The organism is Nakamurella leprariae, from assembly GCF_016918035.1.
Lineage (GTDB): Bacteria > Actinomycetota > Actinomycetes > Mycobacteriales > Nakamurellaceae > Nakamurella > Nakamurella leprariae.
In genome coordinates this window covers 17,247-43,415 of the sequence record NZ_JAERWK010000016.1, presented here as the reverse complement: position 1 = coordinate 43,415, position 26,169 = coordinate 17,247, and the positions used below count along the sequence as shown (strand labels likewise).

Sequence of the window (26,169 nt, the reverse complement as noted above, 5' to 3'; positions counted from 1 at the left end):
ACCTCGGGTTGACACGCCGTCAACGACGTGGTTAGCCTCGCGATCGTGCGTTCCCTCCTCGTAATCATCTAGCGCGTCCGTCGCCGCTCCGGCCGGCGAGGACGTGCAACCCCTTCGTCACCCCAGGTGGCAAGGGGTTTTTTGTTGCCCGGAGGTTCCCGACCCACACTCCGGCTGATCCCGCGGAACGACCCGCGCGGACGGCCGATCCGCCAGCATCGGAGAACGGTTCCCATGACGCAGGCCCGGACCCCCACCGGCCGCCGGTCGGCCCACCCCGCCGCCCCGAGCGGGTCGTCGGTGGCTCCGCCCACTGTCCAGCCCAGCGCCCAGCCCGGCCCGCACGCCGCCGGTGCCGCCCGCACCGCGCCGGTGTCCGAGGCGGCCGCCGACTCGCGGCGTCCCGTCGAGCGCCTCACCGGCGCCGCGTCGGTGGTGCGCTCGCTCGAGGCGGCCGGTGCCGAGGTGGTGTTCGGCATCCCCGGCGGGGCCGTGCTCCCGGTCTACGACCCGCTGATGGACTCGACCAAGCTGCGCCACGTCCTGGTCCGGCACGAACAGGGCGCCGGGCACGCGGCGACGGGGTACGCGCAGGCCAGCGGCCGCGTCGGGGTCTGCATGGCCACCTCCGGACCGGGCGCGACCAACCTGGTCACCCCGATCGCCGACGCGAACATGGACTCGGTCCCGCTGGTCGCCATCACCGGGCAGGTCGGCCGGCCGCTGATCGGCACGGACGGGTTCCAGGAAGCCGACATCTGCGGCATCACCATGCCGATCACCAAGCACAACTTCCTCGTGACCGATGCCCGGGAGATCCCCGAGACCATCGCGCGCGCGTTCCACCTGGCGTCGACGGGCCGACCTGGCCCGGTCCTGGTGGACATCCCCAAGGACATCCTGCAGTCGGACACCACCTTCGCCTGGCCGCAGGACATCCAGCTGCCCGGGTACCGGCCCAACCTGCGGCCGCACTCGGGGCAGATCACGGCGGCGGCGAAGCTCATCACCACCGCCCGCCGTCCGGTGCTCTACGTGGGTGGCGGCGTCATCAAGGCCGGTGCCCACCTGGAGCTGCTGCAACTGGCCGAGCTCACCGGCATCCCGGTGGTCACCACGCTGATGGCCCGGGGCGCCTTCCCGGACTCGCACGTGCAGCACCTTGGCATGCCCGGCATGCACGGCACCGTCGCGGCCGTGGCCGGCCTGCAGCGGTCCGATCTCATCGTCGCGCTGGGCGCCCGGTTCGACGACCGGGTCACCGGCCAGCTGTCGTCCTTCGCCACCGGCGCCACGATCATCCACGCCGACATCGACCCGGCCGAGATCGGCAAGAACCGGGCCGTGGACGTCCCGATCGTGGGCGACGCGCTCGAGGTGATCCGCGAGCTGATCGTGGCCATCCGAGCCGAGCAGGCGGCCGGGGCGGTCGCCGACCTCACCGCCTGGTGGTCCGACCTGGATCAGCTGCGCGGGTCCTTCCCGCTGGGCTACGACTGGCCGGCCGACGGCACCCTGGCCCCGCAGTACGTGATCGAGCGCCTCGGCGCGATCGCCGGTCCGGACGCCATCTACGCCGCCGGCGTGGGCCAGCACCAGATGTGGGCGGCGCAGTTCATCAAGTACGAGAAGCCGCGCACCTGGCTCAATTCCGGTGGTCTGGGCACCATGGGCTACGCGGTGCCCGCCGCCATGGGCGCCAAGATGGGGCGCCCCGGTGCCACCGTCTGGGCCATCGACGGCGACGGCTGTTTCCAGATGACCAACCAGGAGCTCGCCACCTGTGCGATCGAGGGCATCCCGATCAAGGTCGCCGTCATCAACAACGGCAACCTGGGCATGGTCCGCCAGTGGCAGACCCTGTTCTACGGCGAGCGGTACTCCAACACCGATCTCGGCACCCACAAGCACCGCATCCCCGACTTCGTGATGCTGGCCGAGGCACTCGGCTGCGAGGGCCTGCGGTGCGAGTCCCGTGAGGACGTCGACCGCACCATCGAGGCCGCCATGGCCATCAACGACCGTCCCGTCGTGGTCGACTTCACCGTCGGCAAGGACGCCCAGGTCTGGCCCATGGTCGCCGCCGGTGCCGGCAACGACCAGATCATGGCCGCCCGGGACATCCGCCCGCTGTTCGACGAGGAGTGACCCTCCGGGTCGGGTACGCCGCCCTCGAGGCCCACACCACGGCCGCGCGGTGGACCCGGCCACGTCGACCGGCGTGCGGACGGGACCAGGTTCGTTCCGGTCCCGACCGGCACCCCGGTGCCCCGCGGAGCTGCGGCTCCGACGGGGTGCCGGGGTCCCGCCCACCTTCCCACCGGCGCGTGACATGTGCGTGCACGACACCGCAGTCGTGCCGGCGCGTCGCCGACCGGCCCGCTGCAGCGCTGCCCGCTCCGCCCGGTGCGGACGGATCATGAGATCGAGGAGACAGGACAGTCGTGAGCCGCCACACGTTGTCGGTGCTGGTCGAGAACAAACCCGGTGTTCTGGCCCGGGTGTCGTCGCTGTTCTCGCGACGCGGGTTCAACATCGAGTCGCTCGCCGTCGGGCCGACCGAGAATTCCGAGGTCTCCCGGATGACCATCGTGGTGGCCGTCGAGGGCCTGCCCCTCGAGCAGGTGACCAAGCAGCTGAACAAGCTGATCAACGTGCTCAAGATCGTCGAACTGCCGGCCGACGCGGCCGTGCAGCGCGAGCTGATGCTGATCAAGCTGCGGGCCGACGCGGGCGCCCGGACCCAGATCATCTCGATCGTCGAGATGTTCCGCGCCCGCATCATCGACGTCTCGCCCGAGTCGGTCACGGTCGAGGCGACCGGCACCAGCGACAAGCTCGAGGCGCTGACCCGCCTGCTGGAGCCGTACGGCGTGCGTGAGATCGTGCAGTCCGGCATGGTCGCGCTCGGTCGCGGTCCGCGGTCGATCACGTCCTCGGCCAACCGGACCGACTGACCGTCGTCCCGCTGCTCCTCGCCGCGTCGGCACCCGCCGACCGGCCCGGTGGCCGATCCGGAGCCGACCCACCCGTCGGCGCCGTTCGGTCGACACCGACCGGCCCCACGCAGCTGCCCGACCCGGGTGTCGCGAGGTTGGCCGGGCCCTCCCGATGGGGCATCCTGGGATGCCGTCGGGACACGGCCGCCACCAGCGCCAGGCCGTCCGGGCGAACCGGTCCTCCCCGGACCGGTCGCCACCAGCAGTCCACCGTGTGTCCTCGACAGCAGCAGTCAGCAGTGATCCGCCGCTGCGGCGGGACCGACCAGGGCCGTGCGGCCCACAGAAAGGAAGCGGAACCGCCATGGCCGCTGAGATCTTCTACGACGACGACGCCGACCTGTCGATCATCCAGGGACGCAAGGTCGCCGTCATCGGGTACGGCTCGCAGGGCCACGCCCACGCGCTGAGCCTGCGCGACTCCGGCGTCGACGTGCGCGTCGGCCTGCCCGAGGAGTCCAAGTCGCGGGCCAAGGCCACCGACGAGGGGCTGCGCGTGGTCACTCCGGCCCAGGCGGCCGAGGAGGCCGACCTGATCATGATCCTGACGCCGGACCACGTGCAGCGGCACGTGTACGCCGAGGCCATCGAGCCGAACCTCAAGGCCGGCGACGTGCTCGCCTTCGGTCACGGCTTCAACATCCGGTTCGGCTACATCAAGCCCCCGGCCGACGTCGACGTGATCATGGTCGCCCCCAAGGGCCCCGGCCACCTGGTCCGTCGCGAGTTCGTCGACGGCAAGGGTGTGCCGGACCTGATCGCCATCGAGCAGGACGCCAGCGGTAACGCCCAGGCCATCGCGCTGTCCTACGCGCGCGCCATCGGCGGCACCAAGGCCGGCGTCATCAAGACCACGTTCCCCGAGGAGACCGAGACCGACCTGTTCGGTGAGCAGGCCGTTCTCTGCGGTGGTGTGTCCCGCCTGGTGCAGCTCGGCTTCGAGACGCTGACCAACGCCGGCTACCAGCCGGAGATCGCGTACTTCGAGTGCCTGCACGAGCTGAAGCTGATCGTCGACCTGATGTACGAGGGCGGCATCGCCAAGCAGCGCTGGTCGGTGTCCGACACCGCCGAGTACGGCGACTACGTCTCCGGCCCGCGGGTGATCGACGAGCACGTCGAGCAGAACATGCAGGCCGTGCTCAAGGACATCAAGGACGGCACCTTCGCCGCCCGCTTCATCGCCGACCAGGACGCCGGCGCGCCGGAGTTCAAGAAGCTGCGCGCCGAGCAGGAGGCGCACCCGATCGAGGAGACCGGTCGTCAGCTGCGCGGCCTGATGAGCTGGGTGCAGGCGGACGACGACTACACCGGCACCGCGGCCCGCAACTGACCGCACCGCACCACCACTGATCGCCCGATGCCCGGCCGGACCACCAAGTCCGGCCGGGCATCAGTGTCCCCGGACCGATCGAGCACCGACGGGTGCGTCGCGGAGCACGCCACCGCAACGACGAGGAGCACGCCGTGCAGTTCGCCGCCAACCTCAGCCTGCTGTTCACCGAGTACCCGCTGCTGGAGCGGTTCGACCGCGCCGCCGCGGCCGGGTTCACCGGCGTGGAGTTCTTCTTCCCGTACGGCCTGCCGGAGGCCGACCTGACCGCGGCGCTGACCCGGAACGGCCTGGAACTGGTGCTGTTCAACGTGCCGATGGGCGACTGGGACGCCGGGGAACGGGGTCTCGCCGCGCAGCCGGATCGGGAGGCGGAGTTCCGGGCCGGCGTCGAGCGGGCCGCGCACTGGGCGTCGGTGCTCCGGCCGCAGCGGGTGAACTCGCCGACCGGGCCGGCGGGTCCGGGCCCCGCGGCCCGCGACACCCTGCTGCGGAACCTGACCTTCGCCGCCGAGCGACTCCGGGCGGTGGGCACGCCGCTGTCGCTGGAGCCGATCAACCGCACCGACGTCCCGGGGGCCGCGGTGGCGACCGTGGCGGAGGCGGTCGCGGTGCTGGACGAGATCGGCGACCCCGACCTCGGCATCCAGTACGACCTGTACCACTCACTCATGGAGGGCGAGGATCCCGGGGCGGTCCTGGCCGAGCACCTGCCCCGGATCCGCCACGTGCAGATCGCCGACGTCCCTGGCCGGCACCAGCCCGGGACCGGCGCGGTCGACTTCCCGGCGTTCCTGGACCGCCTGGAAGGCGGCGGCTACGACGGCTGGGTCAGCCTGGAGTACCACCCCGACGGCCCGACCGAGGACTCGTTCGCCGCGTTCGGCCCGCACGGGCCGCGGGCGACCGGACGCTGATCACCGGATCGCCGAGATTCCAGCGGCCGGGACCAGGGTCCCGGAGCGCTCGTGGCGTGCGGCACGTGTGCCGTCGCGAGCCCGACCGGCGACTACCATGACGCCCGGGTCGGACCCGCTCCGCCCGGGACCAGGCACGACGGACCAGCGGTCCGCGGATGCTCGGTGGTGCTGGGAGCCGCGATCGGCCCGCCGGAGCCGCGGCGTCCCCTGCGGCGGCTCCGACCGCTCGGCCGGTGCACCGGCCGGCACCCCCGTCGTCGAACCCGCCGGAGTTGACCCGCTGTGACCGTCGCCGCTGCACCCGTCGTCCTGATCGCCGAGAAGCTCGCTCCGTCCGCGATGGAGGTGCTCGGCACGGAGTTCGACATCCGTTCCGTGGACGGCGCGGACCGCTCCGCGTTGCTGCCGGCGCTGGCCGAGGCCGATGCGGTGCTGATCCGGTCGGCGACCACCATCGACGCCGAGGCCTTGGCCGCGGCACCGAAGCTCAAGGTCGTGGCCCGGGCCGGCATCGGCCTGGACAACGTGGACGTGCCCGCGGCCACCGCCCGCGGGGTGCTGGTGGTCAACGCCCCGCAGTCGAACATCATCACCGCGGCCGAGCACGCGCTGGCCCTGGTGCTGGCCGTGGCCCGCCGCATCCCGGCCGCCGACGCCTCGATCAAGGCGGGCGAGTGGAAGCGCAGCTTCACCGGTGTGGAGATCGCCGACAAGACCGTCGGGGTCGTGGGTCTGGGGCGGATCGGGCAGCTGTTCGCGGCCCGCATCGCCGCCTTCGGCACCACCGTCATCGCCTACGACCCGTACCTGCAGCCGGCCCGCGCGGCCGCGCTGGGCGTGCAGCTGGTCGAGCTGCCGACGCTGCTGGCCCAGGCCGACATCATCTCCATCCACCTGCCGAAGACCCCGGAGACGCTGGGTCTGATCGGCGCAGCCGAACTGGCCACGGTCAAGCCCGGCGTGATCATCGTCAACGCCGCCCGGGGCGGGCTGATCGATGAGCAGGCGCTGGCCGACGCCCTGACCGAGGGCCGCGTCGCCGGCGCGGGCATCGACGTCTACGCGGCCGAGCCGATGGCCGCGGACAACCCGCTGCGCAGCGCGCCCAACACCGTGCTCACCCCCCACCTGGGTGCGTCCACCGCGGAGGCCCAGGACAAGGCCGGCACCGCCGTGGCCCGCTCGGTCAAGCTCGCGCTGCGCGGCGACTTCGTGCCCGACGCGGTGAACGTGCAGGCCGCCGGCCCGGTCTCGGACGAGGTCCGGCCGTGGATCCCGCTGGTCTCCCGGCTCGGCTCGATCCTGACCGCCGTGTGCGGCAGTGTTCCCAGCGAGGTCGTCGTGGACGTCCGCGGGGACCTGGCCGCCGAGGACACCACCATCCTGCAGCTGGCCGCCGTCCGTGGGATCTTCGGCGGGGTCATCGAGGAGTCGGTCACCTTCGTGAACGCCCCGACCCTGGCCGCCGAGCACGGCCTCATCCTGACCGGTAGCAGCAGCACCGAGACCGGCGACTACCGCTCCACCGTGAGCCTGCGCGCCGCGATGGCCGACGGCACCCAGCGTTCGGTGTCCGGCACCCTGTCCGGTCCGCTGCAGGTCGCCAAGCTCGTCGAGATCAACGGTCGGCACTTCGACCTGCGCGCGGGCGGCACCCTGCTGCTGCTGGCCTACGTCGACCGGCCCGGTGTCATGGGTACCGTCGGTGCCCTGCTCGGCGACGCCGGGGTGAACATCGAGGCCGCGCAGATCTCCCAGGAACTCTCCGGTCGCGACGCGATCATGGTGCTCCGGGTCGACGGCATGCCCTCGCCGGAGCTGCTCGAGCAGATCGGCCAGTCCGTCGACGCCAGCGCCGTCCGAGCCATCCCGGCGGAGTGAGGCCGAGTCTGCGGTGACCGGCCGTGGTGACCCATGGGGCACGGTGGCTCACCCGTTCGGAGCAGCGAAACGGACCAGTCGGACGGATCGACCGGCCGTCGGTGCTGGCTGAGCGTCGTTCGACCGATACGCTGACCCCGGTCCCCGATCGTGTCGGCGCAGGTCACCCTCGCTCCCGACGATCCCGATGATCATCCACCGTCGTCGGACGGGGGACCAGGCAAGGTACGGACGGACATCAGCGGGGCACGTGGACGCGGGCGTCGGCGTGGCGGAGAGGTCGAGCATGAAGCTGGCGGTCATTCCCGGGGACGGCATCGGGCCGGAAGTCGTGGCGGAGGGCCTCAAGGTGCTGTCCGGTGTGCTGCCGTCCGTGCAGACCACCGAGTACGACCTCGGGGCCGCGCGCTGGCACCGGACGGGCGAGTTGCTGCCCGACTCGGTGCTGCGCGAGCTGCGTGAGCACGACGCGATCCTGCTCGGCGCGGTCGGCGACCCCACGGTGCCCTCGGGCATCCTGGAGCGCGGCCTGCTGCTGCGGCTGCGGTTCGAACTCGACCACCACGTGAACCTGCGGCCCGCGCGGCTGTACCCCGGGGTGGCCGGGCCGTTGGCCGGTGACCAGGCGGTCGACATGCTCGTCGTCCGGGAGGGCACCGAGGGGCCGTACGTCGGCAACGGCGGCATCCTGCGCAAGGACACGCCGCAGGAGATCGCCACCGAGGTGTCGCTGAACACCTACTTCGGCGTCGAGCGGGTCGTGCGGGACGCCTTCGAGCGGGCCCACCGCCGGCCGCGCCGGCATCTGACGCTGGTGCACAAGACCAACGTCCTCACCCACGCGGGGCAGCTGTGGAGTCGCGTCGTGGAGGAGGTCTCCATGGAGTTCCCCGACGTCTCGGTGGCCTACTGCCACGTGGACGCGGCCATGATCTACCTCGTCACCGATCCGGGCCGGTTCGACGTGGTCGTCACCGACAACCTGTTCGGCGACATCGTCACCGACCTCGCGGCCGCCGTGTCCGGCGGCATCGGGTTGGCCGCGTCCGGCAATCTCGACGTCTCCCGCACCAACCCGAGCATGTTCGAGCCGGTGCACGGCTCCGCCCCGGACATCGCCGGCACCGGGACCGCCGACCCGACCGCCACCGTCCTCTCGGTGGCCCTGCTGCTCGACCACCTGGGCCTGCCGGACGCGGCGCGCCGCGTCGAGGCGGCCGTCGCGTTCGACCTCGCCACCCGGCAGCCCGGGGCGGTCGGCCGTACCCAGGCCATCGGCGACCGGCTGGCCGCGCTGGCCTCGAGCTGACACCAGGTGTCCCGGCACCGGCCCGTCCGACCGGCGCCGGGACACCGCTCCACCCCGCACCCCGCGAGCCGCGCCGACGTGCTCGGCCCGCCCGCCGGGTCCCGACAGGAAGTCCGCGAATGACCTCGCCAGATCGGTCAGTCCCGCCCGTCGTCCCCACCCGGTCCGGTCCCGCGCCGCGCCGGTCGCCGCTGGGCGACGCCTTCCACGTCTTCGACACCACGTTGCGGGACGGCGCGCAGCGCGAGGGCATCACCTACTCGGTGACCGACAAGCTCGCCGTGGCCGGACTCCTCGACGAACTCGGGGTCGGGTTCATCGAGGGTGGCTGGCCCGGCGCCATGCCCAAGGACACCGAGTTCTTCGCCCGGGTCGCGGCCGGCGAACTCTCGTTGCGGACCGCCCAGCTGGTCGCCTTCGGGTCCACCCGCAAGGCCGGCCGCCGGGTGCAGGACGACCGGCAGGTCCAGGCGCTGCTCGACTCGCAGGCCCCGGTGGTGACGCTGGTGGCCAAGTCCGACGTCCGGCACGTGGAGCACGCACTGCGCACCACGTTGGAGGAGAACCTGGCCATGGTCTCCGACACGGTCCGCCACCTGGTCGAGCACGGCCGCCGCGTCTTCCTGGACGGCGAGCACTTCTTCGACGGGTACCGCGCCGACCGGGACTACGGCCTGCGCGTCGCGGAGGCGGCGGTCGCGGCCGGCGCCGACGTCGTGGTGCTGTGCGACACCAACGGCGGGATGCTGCCGATGGGGGTGCACCGGGTGGTCACCGAGGTGGCCGAGCGCGGCGGGTTCCGCATCGGCATCCACTGCCAGGACGACACCGGGTGTGCGGTGGCCAACACCGTCGCCGCGGTCGAGGCCGGCGCCACCCACGTGCAGTGCACGGCCAACGGGTACGGGGAGCGGGCCGGCAACGCCGACCTGTTCGCCGTGGTCGGCAACCTGGTCACCAAGCTGGACCTGCCGGTGCTGCCGCCGGACGGCCTGGTCGAGATGGTCCGCGTCTCGCACGCCCTGGCCGAGCTGGCCAACATCGCCCCGAACACCCACCAGGCCTACGTCGGGTCGTCGGCGTTCGCGCACAAGGCAGGCCTGCACGCCTCCGCGATCAAGGTCGACCCGGAGCTGTACAACCACCTGGACCCGGCGGTCGTCGGCAACGACATGCACATCCTGATCACCGAGATGGCCGGGCGGGCGTCGGTCGAACTCAAGGCGCGGGAGCTGGGCGTCGAGCTGGCCGACCGTCCCGACGTCGTCGAACGCGTGGTCGACACCGTCAAGCAGCGGGAGGCCACGGGCTGGTCGTACGAGGCGGCCGACGCCTCCTTCGAACTGCTGCTGCACGACGCCATCGCCGCGGCCGACCCGGACGCTGCCGCGGCGCGCCCGGGCGACCCGACCAAGGACCGGGGTTTCCGGGTCGAGTCCTACCGCGTCATCGTCGACAGCACGCCGGGTGCCACGGGAGTCGCCGAGGCCGGGGGCGACACCGCCGCGGCGGGCTCCGTGCCGGTGGTGAACAGCGAGGCCACCGTGAAGGTCTGGGTGGGCGGCACCCGGGTGATCGCCACCGCCGAGGGGAACGGCCCGGTGCACGCGTTGGACTCCGCCCTGCGGCAGGCGGTGGTCGGCCGGTACCCCGAACTGGAGAAGGTCGAGCTGACCGACTACAAGGTGCGGATCCTGGCCGGCAGCGCCGGCACCGACTCCATCACCCGGGTGCTGGTCTCGTCGGCCTGGAACGGCCGGGAGTGGACCACGGTCGGTGTGCATCCGAACGTGGTCGAGGCGTCGTGGCAGGCTCTGGTGGACGCCATGGTCTGGGCGGTCACCCGGCCGCACCCCGCCGCCGCGCCGTGATCGTCAGGCCCACCGGAGCCGATCCCACCTGTCCCGAGCCCTCGAGATCCGCTGTGAGAAGGAGTCGACCGTGAAGCTGGGTCGCATCGCCCACCCCGACGGAGTCGCGTTCGCCGCCATCGAGGGCGGGGAGAGCGGATCGACCCGGGACGCCGTCGCCCGGGAGATCGTGGACCACCCGTTCGGGACGCCGACGTTCACGGGCCGCTCCTGGCCGCTGGCCGACACCCGACTGCTGGCGCCCATCCTGCCGTCGAAAGTGGTTGCCGTGGGCCGCAACTACGCCGATCACGCGGCCGAGCTGGGCAACGAGGTGCCGGCCTCACCGATCATCTTCATCAAGCCGTCCACCTCGGTGATCGGCCCGAACGCGCCCATCCAGCTGCCGCCGTCGTCCGAGCGGGTCGACTTCGAGGGCGAGCTGGCCGTCGTCATCGGGCGGCCCTGCCGCGACGTCCGGGCCGAGGACGCCAGCACGGTGATCCGGGGCTACACCGTCGCGAACGACGTGACTGCCCGGGACCAGCAGCGGGCCGACGTGCAGTTCACCCGGGGCAAGGGCTACGACTCGTTCTGCCCGATCGGGCCGTGGATCGAGACCGAGCTGGACCCGACGGACCTGTGGCTGCGCACCGAGCTGGACGGCCAGGTCGCGCAGGACGGCCACACCGGCGACATGGTCTTCTCGGTCGCGGAGATCGTCGAGTTCGTCTCCGGCGTGATGACGTTGCTGCCCGGTGACGTGCTGCTGACCGGCACCCCCGCCGGGGTCGGGCCGATGCAGGCGGGCCAGACGGTGTCGGTGAGCATCGAGGGCATCGGCACGCTCAGCAACCCGGTGGTGGCTCGGCGCTGAGCGTTCCGGACCGGCAACCGCGCCGGGACGGCGCGCGCACTAGGCTGGCCCGGCCATGACGAACACGCCTGCCGCCGCACCCGTTCCGACTCCCGGGGGACCGTCCCCGGTCCGCGTACCGGTCCCGGCACCGCTGCCCGACCTGACGCCGCGGGACAGTGCGGAACGCCCGGTCCGCGCCCGGTTCTGCCCCTCGCCGACCGGTACGCCGCACGTGGGGCTGGCCCGGACCGCGCTGTTCAACTGGGCGTTCGCCCGACACCACCACGGCACCTTCGTGTTCCGCATCGAGGACACGGACGCGGCGCGTGACTCGGAGGAGTCCTACCAGGCCATCATCGACGCGCTGCGCTGGCTCGGTCTGGACTGGGACGAGGGCCCGCTGGTCGGCGGGCCGCACGAGCCGTACCGGCAGAGCCTGCGTGGCGACATCTACGCCGACGTGGTCCGTCGGCTCCGCGAGGCGGGGTACCTGTACGAGTCGTGGTCGACCGCCGAGGACATCACCGCCCGGCACCTGGCGGCCGGTCGTGACCCGAAACTCGGGTACGACAACCACGACCGGGTGCCTGACCCGGCGCTCATCGCGGCCGCCCGGGCGGCGGGCCGGGAGCCGGTGCTGCGGCTGGCCATGCCGGACGCGGACATCTCGTTCCCCGACCTGGTCCGCGGCCGGGTCACCTTCCCGGCCGGATCGGTCCCGGACCCGGTGCTGGTGCGGGCCAACGGGCAGCCGCTCTACACCCTGGTGAACCCGGTCGACGACGCGCTCATGGGCATCACGCACGTGCTGCGCGGCGAGGACATCCTGCCGTCCACCCCGCGCCAGATCGCCCTCTACGGGGCGCTCGAAGCGATCGGGGTCGCGCAGTACACCCCGCAGTTCGGGCACCTGCCGTTCGTGACAGGGGAGGGGAACCGCAAGCTGTCCAAGCGCGATCCCCAGTCGAACCTGTTCCAGTACCGGGACGAGGGCTTCCTGCGCGAGGGCATGGTCAACTATCTGGCCCTGCTGGGCTGGTCGTTGCACGACGCCGACGACCCCGACCGCGACGTGTTCGGCCCGGCGGAACTGGTGACCGCGTTCGACGGCCGCCGCATCTCCGGCAACCCCGCCCGGTTCGACCGCAAGAAGGCCGAGGCGCTCAACGGCACCCACATCCGGCTGTTGGGCGAGGACGAGTTCGCCGGGCGGCTGTTGCAGTACCTCGTGGACCGCGGGGAGCTGCCGGCCGAGCCCACCGACGCCCAGCGCGCCGTGGTGGCCGTCGGCGCGCCGCTGGTGCAGGAACGCTCGGCGCTGCTGTCGGAAGCCGCGACCATGCTGCGGTTCGCCCTGGTCGAGGAGGCGGCGTTCGAGATCGACCCGGCCGCCGCCACCAAGGTGCTCACGGAGGCGGCGCTGCCCGTGCTCGACGCGACCCTGGCGGTGGTCGAGGCGACCGACGAGACCACGTTCGTCGCGGCCTCGCTCGAGCCGGCTCTGCGCACCGCGCTGATCGACGAGCTCGGGCTGCGGCCGCGCGTCGCGTTCGGCCCGGTCCGGGTGGCGGTCACCGGCCGGACCGTCTCCCCGCCGCTGTACGAGTCGATGGAACTGCTCGGCCGGGAGCGGTCGCTGGCCCGGTTGCGGTCAGCCCGCGCCCTGGTCGCGGGCTGACCGATGGCCTGCCCGCCCGGGACGGAGCGACGATTTCGTTCCTGCCCGGGCGAGCGGGTAGTATCTCTTCCCGGCGCCGCAGCCCGGTCCGGCCAGTCGAACTGGTCGAACCGGACAGCTGTGCGCTCGGTCCCTTGGGGTATGGTGTAATTGGCAACACAGCTGATTCTGGTTCAGCCATTCTAGGTTCGAGTCCTAGTACCCCAGCGGCGATCTGATGGGTCCCGGCCGTGGTCGGAGACAGCACCCGGATCGTGTACGCTTTCCGACGGAAGAACGGCCCAGTGGGCCGGACTCCGTGGAACTGGCAAGGCCCCGTCGTCTAGCGGCCTAGGACGCCGCCCTCTCACGGCGGTAGCGAGGGTTCGAATCCCTTCGGGGCTACACCACGCAGGCCCGCACCTCACGGTGCGGGCCTGCTGCCGTTCCCGGGTACCAGCGGTCTCGGAGAGTCGGGTCGCCGCACCCGGTCTCCGGCCTCAGAGCCGGGCGGTGAGCGCGGCCGCCGCCTCCACCAGATCGCCCGCCCACCGGACCCCCGGCCGGCGTCCGATGCGGTCCACCGGTCCGGACACCGACACCGCGGCGATGACCGACCCTCCCTGGTCCCGCACCGGCGCCGACACCGACGCCACGCCGGGCTCCCGCTCCGCGACCGATTGGGCCCAGCCGCGACGCCGGGTCTCGGCCAGGGTCCGTTCGGTGAACGCCGCCTGCGACAGCACGGCCCGCTGGGTGGCCGGATCGGCCCAGGCGGCCAGCACCTTGGCGCCGGACCCCATCGTCATGGGCAGCCGGGCCCCGAGCGGCACGGTGTCGCGCAGCCCGGCGGTCGACTCCGACACGGCGATGCACACCCGGCTCAGCCCGTCCGCGCGGTACAGCTGCACGCTCTCCCCGGTGCGGTCCCGCAGGCGCGGCAGCACGTCGGCGGACGCTGCCACCAGGGGATCGGTGGCACCGGCGGCGAGCCGGCCCAGCAGTGGCCCGGGAGTCCAGCGTCCGGCGTCGTCCCGCATCAACAACCCGTGCACCTCGAGACCCACGGCGAGCCGGTGTGCGGTGGCCCGAGGCAGTCCGGTGCTGGCGCACAACTCGGCCAGGGCGACGGGGTTGGCTGCCGCGGTGACCAGCACCTGCACGGCTTTGTCGAGTACCCCGATGCCACTAGACTGTCCCATGATTCGATACTAGTTTCTCAGAACATGGGATGTCACCCGGCGACAGGCCGGGGCGGTCCCGAGGTGCCCACCGGTTGCGGACGTCGGTCCGGCGCGGCGGGCGGCCCGAACAGACGCGGTTCCGTGGAGCACAGGAGGTCCATCGATGGGGCGCACGCTGGCCGAGAAGGTCTGGGACGCGCACGTGGTGCATCGCGCCGAGGGCGAGCCCGATCTGCTCTTCATCGACCTGCACCTGGTCCACGAGGTGACCAGCCCGCAGGCGTTCGACGGTCTGCGACTCGCCGGTCGGCCGGTCCGCCGCACCGACCTGACGCTGGCCACCGAGGACCACAACGTGCCGACGCTGGGCGTCAACCTGCCGATCGCGGACGAGGTCTCGCGGACCCAGGTGGAGACGCTGCGCCGCAACTGCGCCGAGTTCGGCGTCCGGCTCTTCCCGATGGGCGACCGTGAGCAGGGCATCGTGCACGTGGTCGGACCGCAGCTGGGGGTCACCCAGCCGGGCATGACCATCGTGTGCGGTGACTCCCACACCTCGACCCACGGCGCTTTCGGGGCGCTGGCCTTCGGCATCGGCACCAGCGAGGTGGAGCACGTGCTGGCCACCCAGACGTTGCCGCTGAAGCCGTTCAGGACCATGGCCATCACGGTCGAGGGCTCGCTGCGGCCGGGGGTCTCGGCCAAGGACATCATCCTGGCCGTGATCGCCAAGATCGGGACCGGTGGTGGCCAGGGCTACGTGCTGGAGTACCGCGGCGAGGCCATCCGGCAGCTCTCCATGGAGGCCCGGATGACCATCTGCAACATGTCGATCGAGGCGGGCGCCCGGGCCGGGATGATCGCGCCGGACGAGACCACCTACGAGTTCATCCAGGGTCGGCCGCACGCCCCCAGCGGCGCCGACTGGGACGCCGCCGTCGAGTACTGGTCGACACTGGTGACCGACGAGGACGCCGTCTTCGACGCCGAGGTCGTGCTGGACGCCGACGAGCTCACCCCGTTCGTCACCTGGGGCACGAACCCCGGTCAGGGCCTGCCGTTGTCGGCCGCCGTGCCGGATCCGGCGGTCATGACCGACGACTCGCAGCGGCTGGCCGCCGAGCGGGCGCTGGAGTACATGGGCCTGGAGCCCGGCACTCCGCTGCGGGACATCCGAGTGGACACCGTCTTCCTCGGGTCCTGCACCAACGGGCGGATCGAGGACCTGCGGGCCGCGGCGGACATCCTGCGGGGCCGGCAGATCGACCCGGGTCTGCGGATGCTGGTGGTGCCGGGATCGATGCGGGTCAAGGAGCAGGCCGAAGCCGAGGGGCTGGACGCGGTCTTCACCGCGGCCGGGGCCGAGTGGCGCAGCGCCGGCTGCTCGATGTGCCTGGGCATGAATCCGGACCAGCTGGCGCCGGGAGAGCGCAGCGCGTCCACCTCGAACCGGAACTTCGAGGGCCGGCAGGGCAAGGGCGGTCGGACGCACCTGGTGTCCCCGGTGGTGGCCGCGGCCACCGCGCTGCGCGGGACGCTGTCCTCGCCCGATGATCTCGTGCCGGCCACCGCCGGTCGCTGATCACCCCAGCCACTTCCGGTCCACCGCCGGGCCGACCAGCCCGGTCCGCCTCGCTCACGTCCCCCAGGAGTTCCCATGGAAGCCTTCCGCAGCCACACCGGCGTCGGGATCCCGTTGCGGCGCAGCAACGTCGACACCGACCAGATCATCCCGGCCGTCTACCTCAAGCGGATCACCCGCACCGGGTTCGAGGACGGGCTGTTCGCGGCCTGGCGCAAGGACCCTTCGTTCATCCTCAACCAGCCGGCCTTCGCCGGCGGCTCCGTGCTGGTGGCCGGTCCCGACTTCGGAACCGGATCGTCCCGGGAACACGCGGTGTGGGCGCTGATGGACTACGGCATCAAGGTCGTGCTCTCGCCGCGGTTCGCGGACATCTTCCGCGGCAACTCGTCCAAGGCCGGGCTGGTGGCCGGCCAGATCAGCCAGGACGACGCCGAGCTGCTGTTCAAGCTGCTCGAGAACGAGCCCGGCACCGAGGTGACGGTGGATCTGGAGGCCAGGACGGCCACCGCCGGCACGCTGGTGATCTCGTTCGACATCGACGACTACGCCCGCTGGCGGTTGCTCGAAGGCTGGGACGACATCAGTCTGACCCTGCGCCACGCCGAGCGGATCGATGAATTCGAGACGACCCGGCCGAGCTTCCTGCCGACCACCACGGCTCGCTGACGCGCCGCCGGGTCCACCCGGGTCGCACCGGCCGGCGGCGTGGGATGTGTTGTGCAGCACCGCATCCCGCGCTCCGTCGGATCTCCGGTACGCCTCGGCGGCGGTGACCCGGACGGCCGGATCCCGGCCCGCACGGAACGTGAGAACCCGTGCCCGGCATACGGTCCAGCGCGCTGGTGACTGGCGTTCTGCCGCAAACGGTCTTACTCTGAGTGACGAGACGGCCCCAGCACCTCCGGCGGGCCGGTGTGTCCTGGGAGGGGCCCGTGAACAAGACCGACCTGATCAACCAGCTCGCCGAACGGCTCGATGGAGACAAGAAGACCGCGCAGGCGGCCGTCGAGGGCTTCATCGACCTGGTGCAGCGCGAGGTCCACAAGGGTTCCAGCGTCTCGATCTCCGGCTTCGGCGTCTTCGAGAAGCGCGCCCGGGCGGCCCGCACCGCGCGCAACCCCCGCACCGGAGAGTCGGTGAAGGTGCGCAAGACCAACGTGCCGGCCTTCCGGCCCGGCAAGTACTTCAAGGACGTCATCGCGGGCAGCATCAAGATGCCCAAGTCGACCGGCCAGATCACCACCGCCCGGGCCGCAGCCGCACTGGCCAAGGCCAGCACGACGGCCAAGGCCGCACCGAAGGCGGCGGACGCGGCCCCGGCCCGCACCACGCGGGCCCGCGCCACCAAGGCCGCCGCCACCGAGGCGGCCCCGGCTCCGGCCCGCACCACCCGCGCCCGCGCCACCAAGGCCGCGGCCGCGGAGACGGCGCCCGCCCGCACCACCCGCGCCACGCGCGCCACCAAGGCGACGGCCGCGACGGAGGCGGCGCCGGCGAAGACCACGCGCGCCCGCGCCACCACCAAGACCGCCGCCGCTCCGAAGACGACCGCGACCAAGACCACTGCGGCCAAGTCCGAGGGTGCCGCCAAGACCACCACCCGCCGGAGCGCCGCCAAGAGCAAGTGAGCCGGGCGGGGGGGGGGGGGGGGGGCCCCGCCCCCCCCCCCCCCCCCCCCCCCCCCCCCCCCCCCCCGGCCGTCCTCACCGCCGCCCGGCGTCCCGTTCCGCGGGCCCGCCGGGCTGAGACGGATCAGATCCGGCTCAGCCGTCCAGTTCCGGCGCGGTGTGGTGGTCGGCCTGGACCAGCTCCCGGCCGTCGAACGACAGGTACCAGTACGACGCCTTCGGCGTGCTGACCGGCCCGATCTGCACCGAGTGTCGGGCCGCCAGCGACTTCACCACCCCGGGGATGACGCCGCCCTGGCTGCACACCATGGCCGCTCCCACGTCGCCGTCGGCCTGTCGCTTGGCCACCAGTTCGGCCAGCTCCACGATCCGGCGACGCGCCGCCGCCGGCTCGTCGCGGTAGGCCTCCTCGCTCAGCGCCGGCTCGGCCAGCACCCGCAGCGACAGTCGGTCCGCCGTCGGGGTCACCGTGGCCGTGCAGCGCTCCAGCGGGGCGCTGCCCACCAGCAGCGGCTGGAACGGTGGCAGCTGGTCGGCCAGCGCCACCGCCTGCCGCCGGCCCTTGCCGTCCAGCGGACGGTCCTGGTCGTCCCCGTCGAACGATTCCCGGTGCCCGGCCCGGGCGTGCCGGACGACGACCACGCCGGACAGCTCGGCGGGCAGCACCGAGAAGGTGGCCAGCACCGCCTGGTCGTACTCGTAGGTCATCCGGGCCGCCGCCTCGCGCGGGTTCAACCAGAGCAGCTGGTCGACCTCCTTGTTGGGTACGAACGTCCCGGACACCGACCGAGCCGCGAAGTACTGCACGGTCTTCGGCTTGCCCGCCACCTCGTAGGAGACGCTGGTCAGGGCACGGCCCACCACCGTCCGGAATCCGGTCTCCTCCGCCACCTCGCGCCACGCCGTCAGGGCCGGGCTCTCACCCGGGTCGGCCTTGCCCTTGGGCAGCGACCAGTCGTCGTACCGGGGGCGGTGCACCAGGGCGATCTCGACCTGGTCGCGGTCACCCGGACGCCAGACCACCGCGCCGGCCGCGCGGATCGCCGCGTCCGCCCACGGTCCCCGGCCGGCCAGCGGTCGCGCCGAGCGACCGGACTTCGTGCGGGACAGTCGGTCATTCGCCACGTGGCAGCCCCCGTCGAAGGATCTCCTCCTGCACGTCCACCCCCGCCTCGCCGACGGGCGCCTGCGACCACCCGTCCGGCCCCAGCACCCAGCGCCGCACGTCGTCCCGGGCCTGGGTGGTCAGCAGCGCGTCCAGCCGGCCGGTCGCGGCCCGGTCCTTGACCCGGACCAGCGCCTCCACGCGGCGGTCCAGGTTGCGGTGCATCATGTCGGCGCTGCCGATCCAGTACTCCTCGCCCTCGGGGCCACCGCCACCGAAGTGGAAGATCCGCGAGTGCTCCAGGAACCGGCCGACGATCGAACGGACGGTGATGTTCTCGCTGAGCCCGGGTACCCCGGCCCGGATCGCACAGATGCCGCGCACGGTGAGATCGACCCGGACGCCGGTCTGCGACGCGCGGTAGAGCGCGTCGATCACCTGCTCGTCGACGATGGAGTTCATCTTGAGCCGGACCAGACCGCCCCGGCCGGCTCGCTGGTGCTCGATCTCCCGGTTGATCCGCCGGATGATGCCACTGCGGATGGAGTGCGGCGCCACCAGCAGGTTCCGGTAGTCGGTCTGCCGCGAGTAGCCGGTCAGCACGTTGAACAGGTCGGTCAGGTCCGCCCCGATGCCGGGATCGGCGGTGAGCAGCCCGAGATCCTCGTAGATGCGAGCGGTCTTGGGGTTGTAGTTGCCGGTGCCGACGTGGCAGTACCGACGCAGCTCCGAGCCCTCCTGACGGATGACCAGGGCGATCTTGCAGTGCGTCTTGAGCCCGACCAGGCCGTACACCACGTGCACGCCCGCCCGCTCCAGCGCCTTGGCCCAGGAGATGTTGGCGAGTTCGTCGAAGCGGGCCTTGATCTCGACCAGCGCGACCACCTGCTTGCCGGCTTCGGCCGCGGTGATGAGGGCGTCGACGATGGGGGAGTCGCCCGAGGTCCGGTACAGCGTCTGCTTGATCGCCAGCACCCGTGGGTCCGCGGCGGCCTGCTCGAGGAACCGCTGCGTGGTGGTGGCGAAGGACTCGTACGGGTGATGGACCAGGACGTCACCGTCCCGCAACCGGGCGAAGACGCTCTTGGGTGTCTCACCCTCGGCGAACGCCGGGCTGGTCGCCGGCACGAACGGGGCGTCCTTGAGCGACGGCCGGTCCAGTCCGTAGAGCTGCCACAGGCTGGACAGGTCGAGCAGACCCGTGACGTCCACGACATCGCGCGGGGCGACGTCGAACTCGGTCGTCAGCAGGTCCTGGATGCGGGTCCCGTTGGAGCGAGCCACCTCCAACCGGACCGCGGGGCCGAACCGGCGGCGGGCCAGCTCCCGTTCCATCGCCTGCAGCAGGTCCTCGTCGCGGTCCTCCTCGACCTCCAGGTCGGCGTTCCGGGTGACCCGGAAGACCTGGTGCTCGACCACCTGCATGCCCGGGAAGAGCTGGGCCAGGTGCGCCGCGATGAGTTCCTCCAGGGGCAGGAACTCGACCTTGTCGTCGGACTTGCCCTCGGTGACCCGGATGAAGCGGTCCACGTTGTTGGGCACCTTGAGCCGAGCGAACCGCTCCACGCCGGACACCGGGTCCCGCACGATGATCGCCATGTTCAGGCTCAGGCCCGAGATGTACGGGAACGGGTGGGCCGGGTCGACCGCCAGGGGGGTCAGCACCGGGAAGATCTTGTCGGTGTACAGGGTGCCGAGGCGTTCCCGGTCCTCGGACCGCACGTCGGACCAGCGCACGATGCGGACCCCGACCCGGCCCAGTTCCGGCAGCACCGACTCGGTGAAGCAGCGCCCGTGCCGTTCGACCAACTCCTGGGTCATGGTCGAGATCATGGCCAGCTGCTCGGACGGGGTGAGCCCGTCGGCGCTGGTGATGGACAGGCCCATCTCCCTGCGGCGCTTCAGACCGGCCACCCGGACCATGTAGAACTCGTCCAGGTTCGACGCGAAGATCGCCAGGAACTTCATCCGCTCGAGCAGCGGCTGGTGTTCGTCCTCGGCCAGCGCCAGCACCCGCCGGTTGAAGTCCAGCCAGCTCAGCTCGCGGTTCTGGAACCGGTCGTCCGGCAGCGGCGGCAGGTCCTCCAGGGCGATCTCCTCGGTCGCCGCGCGCCCGTCGTCCGGCTCGTGGAACGGCTCGATGGCGGGTGCCTCGATCAGCTCGGTCGCACCGGCCGTCGGCGAGGTGACGACGCCGTCCGCGGACATGGTGGTGCGGGGAGTGTCGCCGGCGTCCGCGTCGTCGGTGACGGGCGGGGCCTCCTGTGGGTCGTCCGGACGGCTGCTGGCGGTGCGGCTTCGGGAGACGGTCACCGGGCCATTGTCCACGGGGCGGGGCGTCCGGCGACCGCGGTCGGGAACGTCACCGGGCGTGCTCGCGTTCACCGCCCGTCACGATCGGCCACCGCTGCTCTAGGGTTCCCAGGGGACCGGCCGGTCGGGCACCGGTGGACGGACGACGACTGCGCGCGGCGCTCGGGAGGAGTGGAACTCGGTGATCCGGATCGGTCGTGCGCGGAACCCGGTCTTCGAACGGGGCAACGCCTGGATCCGGATCTGCGAGTTCGCGCTCTACCCGCTGACCCGGGCGCTCGGCCGTCGCGACTACCGGAACCTGGAGCGGTTGCGCCGGTCCGGGCCGATCCTGGTGGTGGGCAACCACATCTCACACCTGGACCCGGTCTTCGACGCTGTGCTGGTCCGCAAGACCGGCCGCATCCCGCACATCCTGGCCAAGTCCTCCCTGTGGCGATTGCCGGTGGTCGGTGCGGCGCTGCGGGGCACCGACCAGATCCCGGTGGAGCGCGGCTCCGGGGCCGCGCAGCTGGATGCGTCGGTCGAGGCGTTGCGGCAGGGCAAGGTGCTGGTCATCTACCCGGAGGGCACCATCACCCGCGATCCGGACCGGTGGCCGATGCGGCCGCGGCCGGGGGTGGCCGCGCTCGCGCTCACCGGCGACTTCCCGGTCGTCCCGATCGCGCACTGGGGCACCCAGGAAGTGTTCGACTCGTACGCGACCGGTCGCAAGTTCCGGCCGCTGCCACGCAAGCGGGTGATCGTCGCGGTCGGTGAGCCGGTGCCGCTGGACGACCTGCGCACCGGGCCGGCCGACGCCCGGGCGGTGCGCGACGCCTCCTACCGCATCATGACCGCCGTCCGCGACCTGCTCGCCGAGGTCCGTGGCGAGCCGGCGCCGGCCGACTTCTTCGACCCCAAGCGCGCCGCCCGGGCGGCTCGCACCGTGGGGGAGGTTCCGGGGCCGGACATCCCGGTGACGCCGGCCGACGGATCCACGGCCGGAGCGCCGGAGCCCGGCCGGTGACGGCGTCCGGGACCGCTCCGGCGGTTCCGGCGTCCGGCCCGGAACCCCAGGTGCAGCGGCTGGCGGTGCTCGGAGCGGGCAGTTGGGGCACCACCTTCGCCAAGGTGCTGGCCGACGCCGGCCGCGCGGTCACCCTGTGGGCCCGCCGGGCCTCCGTCGCGGAACGGATCAGCACCACCGCGCAGAACCCGGAGTACCTCCCGGGAGTCGATCTCCCACGGTCCATCGCGGCGACGTCGGACCTGGACGAGGCGGTTGACGGGGCCGATGCCGTCGTGCTGGCCGTGCCGAGCCAGTCGCTGCGGGAGAACCTCACGGTCTTCCGGGATCAGCTGCGACCGGGCGTGCCGATGGTCTCGCTGGCCAAGGGCGTCGAGATCGGCACCGGTCTGCGGATGAGCGAGATCATCGAGCGGGTCGGCGGAGTCGACCCGCAGCACATCGTCGTGCTGGCCGGGCCGAACCTGGCCCTGGAGATCGCCGCCGGCCACCCGACCGCGACGCTGCTGGCCGGGGTGGACCACGACCTGGCGTCGGCGGTCGCGCGCGCCTGCGCCACCGCGTACTTCCGCCCGTTCACCACCACCGACGTCGTCGGCGCCGAGATCGCCGGCACCGGGAAGAACATCATCGCGTTGGCGTGTGGCATCGCCGACGGGCTGGGCCTCGGGTTGAACACCGTGGCGTCGCTGATGACCCGCGGGCTGGCCGAGGTGGCCCGGCTGGGCCAGGAGCTGGGTGCGGTCCCGGCCACCTTCGCCGGCCTCTCCGGCCTGGGCGACCTGGTGGCCACCTGCTCGTCCCCGTTGTCCCGCAACCGGTCCCTGGGACGGCGCCTCGGTATCGGGCTCAGCCTGGACGAGGCGCTCGAGGCGTCCGGCGGGCAGGTGGCCGAGGGAGTGGTCAGCTGCCGGTCGGTGCGCGACCTGGCTGTCCGGCACGACGTCGACATGCCGGTCACCGAGGCGGTGTACCGGGTCTGCTACCAGCACCTGCCGCCCGCGGCCATGATCGACGCGATCATGTCGCGGCCGCTGTCCACGGAGTGACACCGCCGGATCACGTGGCCCGGAACGATCTTCGGTGCGACCGCACATCCGCGTCGGTCTCGGCGTCGGTCTCGGCGTCGGATCCGGTGGCGGGTGCAGGACCGGTCCCGGCCCGGGCGCGGGACGGCCGCGCCGGCCCCGCCGGGGCTCTAGGGTGCAGGGCATGACGCAGTCGACCGGGCCCAGCGACCCACGGACCTCCGGGGCAGATCCGTCGATCGTCCCGACGCCCCAGCGCATCCGGGTGGCCGTGCTGTTCGGCGGGCGCAGTGGTGAGCACCCCGTGTCCTGCATCTCCGCGGCCAGCGTGCTGGCCAATCTGGACCGGGACCGGTACGACGTGCTGGCCGTCGGCATCGGCCGGGACGGCTCCTGGCGCATCGTGGACGCCGACCGGGTCGTCGCTGCCGCCGCGGGCGGCGCGCTGCCCGAGGTGACCGACGGCGAGCCGATCGTGCTGCCGGCCGACCCGACCGTCGGCGGCCTGGTCCGGACGGCGGACGGCCGGGTGGAGCCCGTCGACGTGGTCTTCCCGGTGCTGCACGGACCGTTCGGCGAGGACGGCACCGTCCAGGGGCTGTTCGAGCTGGCGGCGTTGCCCTACGTCGGCGCGGGCGTGCTCGCCTCGGCCGTGGGCATGGACAAGGAGCTGACCAAGAAGCTGCTGCAGGCCGAGGGTCTGCCGGTCGGTGACTACGTGGTGCTCCGCCGGGCCGGTACCACGCTCAGCCAGCCGGAACGCGCCCGCCTCGGTCTGCCGGTGTTCGTCAAGCCGGCCCGGGCCGGGTCGTCGCTGGGCGTCACCCGGGTCGACGACTGGGCCGATCTCGACGACGCCGTGGCGGTCGCCCGTGCCGTCGACCCGAAGGTGCTGGTCGAGGCGGCCCGCCTGGGCCGCGAGATCGAGTGCGGCGTGCTGGAGTTCCCGGACGGGCGGGTGGAGGCATCACCCACCGCGGAGATCTCGGTCCCGGCGGACCGGACGTTCTACGACTTCCAGGCCAAGTACGTCGACGACGTGGCCACCTTCGCGATCCCGGCCGACCTGGCCGACGTGGTCACCAAGGGCGTGCGCGACCTCGCCGTGCGGGCCTTCGCCGCGCTGGACGGCCAGGGGCTGGCTCGCGTCGACTTCTTCGTGACCGACGGACCGGACGGGCCGGACGTGGTGATCAACGAGGTGAACACCCTGCCGGGATTCACGCCCATCTCGATGTTCCCGCGGATGTGGTCGGCGGCCGGGATGCCGTACCCGGAACTGGTCGGGGTGCTGGTCGAGACGGCGCTGGCGCGGGGCACCGGACTGCGCTGACGCTGGCTGGCTGGGTCGACTGGACGGGTCAGCGGTCCAGGGGCAGGAGCACGCCGTCCGTGCACACCGCCCGCTGCGGCAGCGTGGCCGCGATGACCTCCGAGAGGTCCTGCAGCGCCGCGGTTCCGACACCGGGCGGGATGGACACGGCGATCCGGACGGACCGGTCCACCGCCAGCCAGGTGGTCGCGTCCCCGACCGAGATCGGCAGGTAGGCCACGCCGTTCACCTCGGACAACGCCGATGAGCAGGTCAGTTCCGCGGGGTCGTCGAGACCGCACCGCAGCACGACCGCCTCGTCGGGACCCCAGCCGGCCACGGCGTGCTCCTCACCGGCTGCGCCCGCGACGTCGGCCAGCGGACGCCGGGTCAGGTCGCCGGCCTGCTCGGGCAGGGCGGCCATCAGGTCGCGGCAGGCCTGGGTGCCGGCACCGGGGGCGTCCAGCGGGGACACCGCCAGGGGCCCGGTCACATCGGGATCCGGGGCCGACCGCACCACGGTGGACACCACGACCACACCGACCACGGCCAGCACCGCGACCGCGATCGCCGCGATCACCCGGGCCGGCGCGATGCCGTCCCGGGTCCGGAGGGTCGGGCTCTGGTCAGCACTCACCGGGCACCGACCCTCTACAGGTGGACCACCGGGCACGTCAGCGTGCGCGTGATGCCCGGGATGCTCTGGATGCGGGCGACCACCAGCTGACCCAGTTCGTCGACGGTGTCCGCCTCCGCCCGGACGACGACGTCGTAGGGACCCGTGACGTCCTCGGCGCTGGTCACCCCGGGCAGCCCGGCGATGGTCGAGGCGACCCCGGCGGCCTGTCCGACCTCGGTCTGGATCAGGATGTATGCCTGCACCAACACGTGCCCCTTTCTACGGTTCGGTCGGGAACTGTAGCCGTCGCCGGGCGGCGCTCCCGCATCCGTTCGGCATCCATCCGGCCCGCTCGGCTGCCCAGTGTCCGCCCGGTGTCCGCCCGGTGTCGGGGCCCGACGGGTCGCGGACCGACAGCGAGAATGGAGCACCGCACCGGTCCCGCCCGCTGGAGACCGGTCCGCACAGGAAGCGAGAGCCACCATCAGCACGCCACGCGATCCCCGCACGCCGTCCCCCCCGTCCGGCTCCGGGATCGGCGCCGCCACCGGACCGGCCGGCTCCGGCGCCGCGAGACTGTCCGACGCCGGCGAGTTCTCGGTGATCGACGCGATCGTCGCGGGTGCCGCCCAACCGGCCACCACGGTGCTCGGGCCGGGCGACGACGCGGCCGTGCTGGCCGTTCCGAGCGGCCGGACCGTGGCGACCGTCGACGTGCTGGTCGACGGGGTGCACTTCCGCACCGACTGGGCCACCGGTGAGCAGATCGGTCGCCGGGCGGCGCTGGCGTCGCTCGCGGACGTGGCCGCCATGGGCGCCCGGCCCACTGCGCTGCTGGTCGGCGTGTGCGCGCCGGCCGACACTCCCATCGAACTGGTCACCGGGATCGGCCGGGGCCTGCAGGCCGAGGCGCAGGCGGCCGGGGCCGGTCTGGTCGGCGGCGACCTGACCAGCTCACCGGTGCTGACCATCAGCGTCACCGCCCTGGGTGAGCCGGTCGACGCGGAGCCGGTGCTGCGCTCGGGCGCCCGGCCCGGTGACGTGGTCGCGGTCTGCGGCCGGCTGGGCTGGGCCGCGGCCGGCCTGGACGTGTTGTCCCGCGGGTTCCGCTCGCCGGCCGCGGTGGTGAACGCCTACCGGGTGCCGGAACCGCCGCTGGCCGCCGGTCCGGTCGCGGCGGTGGCCGGGGCCACCGCCATGATCGACGTCTCCGACGGGTTGCTGGCCGACGTCGGCCACATCGCGGATGCCTCCGGCGTCCGCATCGATCTGTCGGCCACGGCGTTGACCCCGGCCCCCCGGCTGCTCGAGGTGGCGTCCGCGCTGGGCCGGAACGCCTCCACCTGGGTGCTCACCGGGGGCGACGACCACGCCCTGGTCGCCACCTTCCCGGCCGGCGCGGCGCTGCCCGACGGGTGGCAGCCGATCGGCACGGTGCTCGAGGACGCGGACGGCCAGACGCCCGACAGCGCGCCCGACACCGTGCCCGACCTGGCGTCCGGCGTGCGGGTGACGGTGGACGGACAGTCGCACACCGGCGCCGCGGGCTGGGACCACTTCGGCCGACCGGGCTGACCG

At 72.6% G+C, this 26,169-nt stretch carries 21 protein-coding genes and 2 tRNA genes; 18 read left to right on the top strand and 5 right to left on the bottom strand.

What is annotated here, in order from left to right:
* Window positions 1-234 precede the first annotated feature (234 nt).
* From JL106_RS12510 to JL106_RS12460, 11 genes are all read left to right on the top strand, one after another.
* Window positions 235-2,148, top strand: a complete 1,914-nt coding sequence (locus JL106_RS12510; RefSeq protein ID WP_205261057.1) for an acetolactate synthase large subunit — start codon at window positions 235-237, stop codon at window positions 2,146-2,148.
* A gap of 296 nt (window positions 2,149-2,444) precedes the next feature.
* Window positions 2,445-2,957 (top strand): acetolactate synthase small subunit, encoded by a 513-nt coding sequence (gene ilvN / locus JL106_RS12505; RefSeq protein WP_205261056.1) that lies wholly within the window; start codon window positions 2,445-2,447, stop codon window positions 2,955-2,957.
* 346 nt (window positions 2,958-3,303) lie between these two features.
* Window positions 3,304-4,332, top strand: coding sequence for a ketol-acid reductoisomerase (gene ilvC / locus JL106_RS12500; RefSeq protein WP_205261055.1), 1,029 nt, complete (start codon window positions 3,304-3,306; stop codon window positions 4,330-4,332).
* A gap of 134 nt (window positions 4,333-4,466) precedes the next feature.
* On the top strand, window positions 4,467-5,249 hold the full coding sequence (locus JL106_RS12495) for a TIM barrel protein (RefSeq protein WP_205261054.1): 783 nt from the start codon (window positions 4,467-4,469) through the stop codon (window positions 5,247-5,249).
* Window positions 5,250-5,534: 285 nt separating this feature from the next.
* Window positions 5,535-7,133, top strand: coding sequence for a phosphoglycerate dehydrogenase (gene serA, locus JL106_RS12490; RefSeq protein WP_205261053.1), 1,599 nt, complete (start codon window positions 5,535-5,537; stop codon window positions 7,131-7,133).
* Window positions 7,134-7,419: 286 nt separating this feature from the next.
* Window positions 7,420-8,442, top strand: coding sequence for a 3-isopropylmalate dehydrogenase (locus tag JL106_RS12485; protein WP_205261052.1), 1,023 nt, complete (start codon window positions 7,420-7,422; stop codon window positions 8,440-8,442).
* Between the two features lie 119 nt (window positions 8,443-8,561).
* Complete coding sequence (gene cimA / locus JL106_RS12480; protein WP_205261051.1) at window positions 8,562-10,313, top strand: citramalate synthase; 1,752 nt, start codon at window positions 8,562-8,564, stop codon at window positions 10,311-10,313.
* Window positions 10,314-10,383: 70 nt separating this feature from the next.
* Window positions 10,384-11,169, top strand: a complete 786-nt coding sequence (locus JL106_RS12475) for a fumarylacetoacetate hydrolase family protein (protein ID WP_205261050.1) — start codon at window positions 10,384-10,386, stop codon at window positions 11,167-11,169.
* A 55-nt stretch (window positions 11,170-11,224) separates the two neighbouring features.
* The gene (gene gltX / locus JL106_RS12470; protein ID WP_205261049.1) at window positions 11,225-12,829 is read left to right on the top strand and encodes a glutamate--tRNA ligase; all 1,605 of its coding nucleotides are present in this window, start codon (window positions 11,225-11,227) and stop codon (window positions 12,827-12,829) included.
* A 135-nt stretch (window positions 12,830-12,964) separates the two neighbouring features.
* Window positions 12,965-13,036: transfer RNA gene (locus JL106_RS12465), tRNA-Gln, on the top strand.
* Between the two features lie 104 nt (window positions 13,037-13,140).
* Window positions 13,141-13,213: transfer RNA gene (locus JL106_RS12460), tRNA-Glu, on the top strand.
* A 95-nt stretch (window positions 13,214-13,308) separates the two neighbouring features.
* On the opposite strand, the gene JL106_RS12455 is transcribed toward JL106_RS12460, so the two are convergent.
* On the bottom strand, window positions 13,309-14,010 hold the full coding sequence (locus JL106_RS12455; RefSeq protein ID WP_205261048.1) for an IclR family transcriptional regulator: 702 nt from the start codon (window positions 14,008-14,010) through the stop codon (window positions 13,309-13,311).
* A 145-nt stretch (window positions 14,011-14,155) separates the two neighbouring features.
* Between JL106_RS12455 and leuC the strand changes: the two genes are divergently transcribed.
* The 3 genes from leuC to JL106_RS12440 all read left to right on the top strand — a co-directional run bounded on the left by leuC (window position 14,156) and on the right by JL106_RS12440 (window position 17,205).
* On the top strand, window positions 14,156-15,574 hold the full coding sequence (gene leuC, locus JL106_RS12450; RefSeq protein WP_205261047.1) for a 3-isopropylmalate dehydratase large subunit: 1,419 nt from the start codon (window positions 14,156-14,158) through the stop codon (window positions 15,572-15,574).
* A gap of 75 nt (window positions 15,575-15,649) precedes the next feature.
* Window positions 15,650-16,243: a 3-isopropylmalate dehydratase small subunit gene (gene leuD / locus JL106_RS12445; protein ID WP_205261046.1), complete on the top strand. Its 594-nt coding sequence runs from the start codon at window positions 15,650-15,652 to the stop codon at window positions 16,241-16,243.
* Window positions 16,244-16,509: 266 nt separating this feature from the next.
* Window positions 16,510-17,205 (top strand): HU family DNA-binding protein, encoded by a 696-nt coding sequence (locus JL106_RS12440; protein WP_328842229.1) that lies wholly within the window; start codon window positions 16,510-16,512, stop codon window positions 17,203-17,205.
* Between the two features lie 135 nt (window positions 17,206-17,340).
* Here the strand turns inward: JL106_RS12440 and JL106_RS12435 are convergent, their stop codons facing one another.
* Together JL106_RS12435 and JL106_RS12430 are read right to left on the bottom strand one after the other, a co-directional pair.
* Window positions 17,341-18,330, bottom strand: coding sequence for an NUDIX hydrolase (locus tag JL106_RS12435; protein ID WP_328842228.1), 990 nt, complete (start codon window positions 18,328-18,330; stop codon window positions 17,341-17,343).
* Window positions 18,320-20,518: an RNA degradosome polyphosphate kinase gene (locus JL106_RS12430; RefSeq protein WP_205261260.1), complete on the bottom strand. Its 2,199-nt coding sequence runs from the start codon at window positions 20,516-20,518 to the stop codon at window positions 18,320-18,322. Before JL106_RS12430 ends, JL106_RS12435 begins: the two co-directional genes overlap by 11 nt.
* A 286-nt stretch (window positions 20,519-20,804) precedes the next feature.
* On the opposite strand from JL106_RS12430, the gene JL106_RS12425 reads away from it, so the two are divergent.
* From JL106_RS12425 to JL106_RS12415, 3 genes are all read left to right on the top strand, one after another.
* Window positions 20,805-21,632, top strand: coding sequence for a lysophospholipid acyltransferase family protein (locus tag JL106_RS12425; RefSeq protein WP_205261045.1), 828 nt, complete (start codon window positions 20,805-20,807; stop codon window positions 21,630-21,632).
* Window positions 21,629-22,681: an NAD(P)H-dependent glycerol-3-phosphate dehydrogenase gene (locus tag JL106_RS12420; protein WP_328842224.1), complete on the top strand. Its 1,053-nt coding sequence runs from the start codon at window positions 21,629-21,631 to the stop codon at window positions 22,679-22,681. The genes JL106_RS12425 and JL106_RS12420 overlap by 4 nt, the downstream gene beginning before the upstream one ends.
* 163 nt (window positions 22,682-22,844) lie before the next feature.
* The gene (locus JL106_RS12415) at window positions 22,845-23,993 is read left to right on the top strand and encodes a D-alanine--D-alanine ligase family protein (RefSeq protein WP_205261044.1); all 1,149 of its coding nucleotides are present in this window, start codon (window positions 22,845-22,847) and stop codon (window positions 23,991-23,993) included.
* Between the two features lie 28 nt (window positions 23,994-24,021).
* Here JL106_RS12415 and JL106_RS12410 read toward each other — a convergent pair whose 3' ends face one another.
* Both JL106_RS12410 and JL106_RS12405 read right to left on the bottom strand, forming a co-directional pair.
* Window positions 24,022-24,609 (bottom strand): DUF3515 domain-containing protein, encoded by a 588-nt coding sequence (locus tag JL106_RS12410; protein ID WP_205261043.1) that lies wholly within the window; start codon window positions 24,607-24,609, stop codon window positions 24,022-24,024.
* 14 nt (window positions 24,610-24,623) lie between these two features.
* Window positions 24,624-24,857 (bottom strand): Lrp/AsnC family transcriptional regulator, encoded by a 234-nt coding sequence (locus JL106_RS12405; protein WP_205261258.1) that lies wholly within the window; start codon window positions 24,855-24,857, stop codon window positions 24,624-24,626.
* A gap of 334 nt (window positions 24,858-25,191) precedes the next feature.
* On the opposite strand from JL106_RS12405, the gene JL106_RS12400 reads away from it, so the two are divergent.
* Window positions 25,192-26,166 carry a thiamine-phosphate kinase gene (locus JL106_RS12400; RefSeq protein ID WP_407940158.1) on the top strand — a complete coding sequence of 325 codons (975 nt, stop codon included), beginning with the start codon at window positions 25,192-25,194 and terminating at the stop codon, window positions 26,164-26,166.
* Window positions 26,167-26,169: the final 3 nt, after the last annotated feature.

What these genes read in the sequence shown, in the direction of transcription:
- cimA (WP_205261051.1), top strand. Translation starts at nt 8,562, where the DNA reads ATGACCTCGCCAGATCGGTCAGTCCCGCCCGTCGTCCCCACCCGGTCC.
- JL106_RS12510 (WP_205261057.1), top strand. Translation starts at nt 235, where the DNA reads ATGACGCAGGCCCGGACCCCCACCGGCCGCCGGTCGGCCCACCCCGCC.
- leuC (WP_205261047.1), top strand. Translation starts at nt 14,156, where the DNA reads ATGGGGCGCACGCTGGCCGAGAAGGTCTGGGACGCGCACGTGGTGCAT.
- JL106_RS12415 (WP_205261044.1), top strand. Translation starts at nt 22,845, where the DNA reads ATGACGCAGTCGACCGGGCCCAGCGACCCACGGACCTCCGGGGCAGAT.
- JL106_RS12455 (WP_205261048.1), bottom strand. Translation starts at nt 14,010, where the DNA reads ATGGGACAGTCTAGTGGCATCGGGGTACTCGACAAAGCCGTGCAGGTG.
- JL106_RS12430 (WP_205261260.1), bottom strand. Translation starts at nt 20,518, where the DNA reads ATGTCCGCGGACGGCGTCGTCACCTCGCCGACGGCCGGTGCGACCGAG.
- JL106_RS12485 (WP_205261052.1), top strand. Translation starts at nt 7,420, where the DNA reads ATGAAGCTGGCGGTCATTCCCGGGGACGGCATCGGGCCGGAAGTCGTG.
- gltX (WP_205261049.1), top strand. Translation starts at nt 11,225, where the DNA reads ATGACGAACACGCCTGCCGCCGCACCCGTTCCGACTCCCGGGGGACCG.
- leuD (WP_205261046.1), top strand. Translation starts at nt 15,650, where the DNA reads ATGGAAGCCTTCCGCAGCCACACCGGCGTCGGGATCCCGTTGCGGCGC.
- ilvC (WP_205261055.1), top strand. Translation starts at nt 3,304, where the DNA reads ATGGCCGCTGAGATCTTCTACGACGACGACGCCGACCTGTCGATCATC.